Source organism: Nonomuraea sp. MG754425 (assembly GCF_021699195.1).
GTDB lineage: Bacteria > Actinomycetota > Actinomycetes > Streptosporangiales > Streptosporangiaceae > Nonomuraea.
In genome coordinates this window covers 1-5,292 of record NZ_SSXE01000338.1, presented here as the reverse complement: position 1 = coordinate 5,292, position 5,292 = coordinate 1, and the positions used below count along the sequence as shown (strand labels likewise).

Sequence of the window (5,292 nt, the reverse complement as noted above, 5' to 3'; positions counted from 1 at the left end):
GCCCCGAACCCATCCCAGAACCTTGAACCGGCCCCGGCCCCGTCCCTGGGCCTCGGACCGGCCCCGGACCTTGCACCGAACCTGGACCTTGCATCGGCCCCGCACCCGGAACCGGCCCTGCACCCTGGACCGGTGCTGCACCTTGGACCGGCGCTGGACCCTTGACCGGCGCCGAAGCCGGACCGGGCCCCGCGCCTTGAACCGGCACCGACCCTTGGACCGGTGCTGAAGCCTGAACCGGCCCAGAACCCTTGACCGGCCCTGAGCCCTTGACCGGCCCCGGACCCTGGCCGCCCTGCGCCGGACCCGGACCACCGACCGGACCCGCGCCACCGCCCTGGCCCCGACCTTGCACGGGGGGCGCGCCCTGGCCCGGGTTCTGAACCGGGGGCGCGCCCTGGCCGAGGTTCTGAACCGGCGGCCCGCCCTGGCCGGGACTCTGGACCGGCGGCCCACCCTTGCCCCCGCCCTGGGCAGGACGCGCACCCTGCCCCGTTCCCGGAGCCGGCGGCGCACCTTGGGCCGGAGCCGCGCCCTTGGCCTGGGCGGCGTTCCGCGCCGGACCAGAGCCCGGAGCGGGCGGCGCGGGCCGGGCCGGGAACGGGACGGCGAACTGCTGGGTCGCCGACACGTCCTCCTCCTGCTCGGCGGCCTTCCCCGCCGCCTTGCCCGAAGCCTTCCCCACGGGCTTGCCCGGACCCTTGCCGGCGGCCTTGCCGGACTCCTCCTCGGGCGCTTCCACCGAAGCCTGATCGGACGACTGCTCCTCGGTCTCGGCAGGCAGCTTCACCGGGCCGGACGACTCCGCCGCCGAAGGACGCGAGATCCGGATCGTCTCTTCCGCGGGCAGGACGACCTTGCGGAACGGGGTGGTGGGTGAATCATAGGTGCGCCTGCGCTCGCCGTCGTCCGCCATGGCCATGAGGCTACGTCACCGTAGAGCGGGATAATTCCTCTATTCCCCCAGCAGAATCTAATTCTGTAAGGTCGCGAACATGAGGGGTTTCTACGAGATCGCCGCCGATGACCCTGATCGCCCCGCCCTCCTCGGCGACGAGGGCATCACCTACGGACGCCTGCTCGACCGCGTCAACCGCGTCTCCAACGGCCTGACCTCGCGCGGGGCCGCACCCGGCGACTGCGTGGTGACCGTGCTGAAGAACGGGGCCGACGCCCTGGCCATGATGCTGGCGACGTACCAGATCGGGGTCTACCTCGTCCCCGTGAACTGGCACTTCACCGCCGAGGAGATCGACTACATCGTGGCCGACTGCGGCGCCAAGGCGGTGGTCGCACCGGACGCCCTCACGGTGGACGAACTCGCCGCCGGGCAGCCCGCCGGCCCGCCCGTGCACCGGCGGGCCGGATCGATGATGCTCTACACCTCCGGCACCACCGGACGGCCCAAGGGCGTGCGCAGGCGGCTGCTGGACCTGACGCCCGAGGAGCTGTACCCGATCCTGATGCGCAAGAGCTGGCGGCACTTCGGGCTGCCCATGGGCGGGGTGCACCTGGTGTGCTCGCAGCTCTACCACTCGGCCCCGTACGGGCAGGCCATGATGGCGCTGCAGTTCGGGCACTCGCTCGTGGCGCCGGAGCGGTTCGAGGCCGCCGACGCGCTGGCGCTGATCGAGCGGCACCGGGTGACGAACGCGTTCATGGTGCCGACGATGTTCCACCGGATGCTGGCGGTACCGGACCGGGAGTCGTACGACCTGTCGTCCCTCACCCACCTCTATCACGGGGCCGCGCCGTGCCCGCCGGCCACCAAGCAGGCGATGATCGACTGGCTGGGGCCGGTGCTTTGGGAGTACTACGGCTCCACGGAGGCGGCCGTGGCCACCATGGTCTCCTCGCCGGAGTGGCTGGCCAGGCCGGGCACGGTCGGCAGGGCGCTGGACGGGATGTCCTTCACGATCGTGGACGAGGACGGCCGCGAGGTGCCGCCCGGCTCCCCCGGACTCGTGTACATCGGCGGGATCAACCGCTTCGAGTACCACGGCGACCCGGACAAGACCGCCGCCGCCATGCGCGGGCGCGACTACACGCCGGGCGACATCGGCTACCTCGACGACGACGGTTACCTCTTCCTGCTGGACCGGCGTACCGACCTGATCATCTCCGGCGGCGTGAACATCTACCCGGCCGAGATCGAGGCGGCGCTGCTCGAACACCCCTCGGTGTCCGACGTGGCGGTGATCGGCGTACCCGATCCGGAGTGGGGGCAGAAGGTGGTGGCGCTCGTCCAGCCGGTGGCCGGGGTGTCCGGCGGGGAGGAGCTCACGGCCGACCTGCTGCGGCACTGCGCCCCCCGGCTGGCCAGACTCAAGCACCCGCGCCTGATCGAGTACCGCGAGTCGCTGCCCCGCACGCCGACCGGCAAGCTGAGCAGGCGGAACGTCCGGGAAGCGTATCTTTCGGACTGATCTGGGCAGAGACCTCCCATGAGGGAGATCGTCGCCGGACTGACCGCCGCCGCCCTGCTGGTCGCCGGCTGCGGGCCCCCTCCCACGTCCACGAGCACCGCCACGCCGACCGTCCCGACCACCGCCACCGCGCCCGCCACCGCACCCACGACCGGCACGCCGACGGCCTCGCCCACCGGCACGCCGCAGGCGCTGGAGGCGGCCTACGAGAAGGTCATCGCGAACGTCCTGCCGTCCATCGTGCAGATCAACACGCAGGTCGGGCTGGGCTCCGGCATCGTGTTCGACGACAAAGGGCACATCGTCACGAACGCGCACGTGATCGGGCAGGCCACGCAGATGATGGTCACCATCGCCACCGGCGGCGCGCCCCGGAAGGCCAGGCTGGTCAAGGCGTTCCCCGCCGGGGACCTCGCGGTGATCAAGGTGGATCGGCCCGACGGGCTGCGGCCGGCGCACTTCGGCGACTCCGCGAAGCTGCGGGTCGGGCAGATCGTGCTGGCCATGGGCAACCCGCTGGGCCTGTCCGGCAGCGTGACGAACGGCATAGTCTCGGCGCTCGGCCGTACGGTCACCGAGCCGCAGAACCCGAACTCGCCCGGCGCCACCATCGCTGGCGCCATCCAGACCTCGGCCGCGATCAACCCGGGCAACAGCGGCGGCGCGCTCGTGGACCTGTCGGGCCAGGTGATCGGCATCCCGACGCTCGCCGCCCTCGACCCCGACCTCGGCGGCGGCACCGCGCCGGGCATCGGCTTCGCGATCCCGAGCAACACCGCCACCGACATCGCCCGTCAGATCGTCGAGAAGGGCAAGGTCACCAACAGCCACCGGGCCGCCCTGGGCATCCGCGGCAGCACGGTCATCGGCTCCGACGGCCAGCCGGCCGGGGTCGGGGTGGCGAGCGTCGAGGCGGGCAGCGGCGCGCAGAAGGCCGGCATCCGCCCCGGGGACGTCATCGTGTCCGTCAACGGCACGGACACGCCGACGATGGCCGCCCTCTCCGAAACCCTCACCACCCTCAAGCCCGGCCACCGGGCCAAGGTGGGCGTGGTCCGCTCCGACGGCCGCACCGAGACGCTCACCGTCACCCTGGGCCAGCTCTCCGGCGAGTGACCCCCGGGTTCACTGCCTGGCGGTGAAGACGATCTCGACGCGCCGGTTCTTGGCCCGGTTCTTGGCCACGGGCTTGCCGTCGACCAGGTTGGGCACCTTGGGCCGGCCCTCGCCGTACCCGTGGGCCTCCAGCGTCACGCCCGCCGACGACAACAGCCCCCGCATGATGTCCTCGACGGCCTGTGCCCGCCGCTGCGACAACGTCACGTTGTACGCGTCCGTGCCCTGGTCGTCGGTATGGCCCTCGATCTTGACCACCCCGCCGGCGCCCTCGGCCTCGACCTTGGCCGCCACCTTGGCCAGTCGCTGCCGGGCCTTGGCGGTGAGCTGCCACTTGTCCACCGCGAACAGCACGTCGCTGGTCACCGCGACCGTCACCTGACGCCCCAGCTTGGTCTCGCTCTCGGCGCCGTCCATCGACTCGACCTCGCCCACGATGTCCTCGACGGGCAGGACGAGGTCCTCGACGACGCCGGTGGCGTCCGCGGGCGGGGTGGGCGCCGGGGCCGGGGACAGCACGAGCGTCAGGGCGACGCTAAGAGATCGGAACATCGGTCAGCACGCCGAACATCGGCATCTCGACGTTGAGCCGCGTGACGTCCGCCGGAGGGGCCGCGAACACCGCGTACAGCGTGCTGGCCGCGCCCGACTCCAGGAACTGCCCCTGGGTCCTGGAGCAGACGCACGTCGCGTTCTCGCCGGTGCCGTTGCGGGCCGTGCGGTAGCGCTTGGCGTTGACCGGATCGATCAGGGAGACGGCCGAGACCGTGTAGTCCAGGGTGCCCCCGCTCAGGCCGTTGTGCAGGTTGACCTTGCCGTCGGTGGCGGTGACCGTCCAGTTGAGCGTCAGGGTGCGGCCCTGGCGCTTGAGCGAGGTGATCTCGATGCGTCCCTTGCCGGACATGCCGCCCGAACTCACCTCGGCCTCGTGGCTGGCGATCGGCGCGCCCTGCTGCTGCGGCGGCGCGCTCTGCTCCCCCTGCCCGGCGGAGGGCTCGGAGGCGGGCTCGGACGTGGGGGCGGACGCGGACTGGCCCTCCGCCGTGGCGGTCTGCGACTGCCTCTCCTCGCCGCCGCCACCCTGCTGGCCCGGGATCATGCCGCAACCTGCCAGCGCGACGGCCGCGACAGCCAGCGCGAGCGTCTTTCGCATTACGTGGTCACCTTCGTTTTGTCGGGGATGTGGGCCTCACCCTAGGGAGGCGACCTTCAGGATCCGCATAGTCCGCTATATCCGCTGGTCGCGCCGCTGCCTGAGCTCCCGCGCGAGTCTGTCGGCCTCGGCTCTGCCCTGTACGTCGCCGAGACCGTCAAACTCTGCCATACCTCGCATAAGCGCCTCAACAGCACCATCCAGGTCGTCGAGTTCCAGCGCGGCCCGCGCGAACGCCAGCCGGGCCCGTGCGGCGCTCCTGCGGTCCCCGTACGCGGTGAACGTCTCCAGCGCCGCCCGCGCCGCCTCCGCCGCGGCGGCCGGAGCCCCTTCCGCCCCCTCGATCTCGGCCAGGACGAGCAGCGCCACCGCCTCCGGCAGCCGGTCGCCGAGACGGCGGTTCATCCCCAGCCGCTGCCGCACGCGGTCCCGGGCCTCAGCGCGGCGACCCAGCGCGAGATACAACCTGGCCAGGTCGAGCAGCGCCTCCGCCTCCCCTCGCGGATCGCCCAGGTCCCGGTAGGCGGCCAGGCTCTCCTTCAGCGCGGCCTCGTCGCCGCGCAGGGAACCGAGCGCCCGCAACGCGTCGGCCCGCCC

The 5,292-nt window shown here is 72.2% G+C and carries 4 protein-coding genes and 1 pseudogene; 2 read left to right on the top strand and 3 right to left on the bottom strand.

The annotated features are described in order from the left end of the window. Positions 1-995: 995 nt before the first annotated feature. Together FAF44_RS51880 and FAF44_RS51875 are read left to right on the top strand one after the other, a co-directional pair. Positions 996-2,426, top strand: a complete 1,431-nt coding sequence (locus FAF44_RS51880; RefSeq protein WP_237110894.1) for an AMP-binding protein — start codon at positions 996-998, stop codon at positions 2,424-2,426. Between the two features lie 18 nt (positions 2,427-2,444). Then, on the top strand, positions 2,445-3,542 hold the full coding sequence (locus FAF44_RS51875; RefSeq protein ID WP_237110893.1) for a S1C family serine protease: 1,098 nt from the start codon (positions 2,445-2,447) through the stop codon (positions 3,540-3,542). Between the two features lie 9 nt (positions 3,543-3,551). On the opposite strand, the gene FAF44_RS51870 is transcribed toward FAF44_RS51875, so the two are convergent. The 3 genes and pseudogenes from FAF44_RS51870 to FAF44_RS51860 form a co-directional block, all read right to left on the bottom strand. Beyond that, on the bottom strand, positions 3,552-4,094 hold the full coding sequence (locus FAF44_RS51870; protein WP_237110892.1) for an OmpA family protein: 543 nt from the start codon (positions 4,092-4,094) through the stop codon (positions 3,552-3,554). Further along, positions 4,078-4,695, bottom strand: coding sequence for a hypothetical protein (locus tag FAF44_RS51865; RefSeq protein ID WP_237110891.1), 618 nt, complete (start codon positions 4,693-4,695; stop codon positions 4,078-4,080). The genes FAF44_RS51870 and FAF44_RS51865 overlap by 17 nt, the downstream gene beginning before the upstream one ends. A gap of 75 nt (positions 4,696-4,770) precedes the next feature. Next, a pseudogene (locus tag FAF44_RS51860) lies at positions 4,771-5,292 on the bottom strand (SARP family transcriptional regulator); the annotation flags it as partial.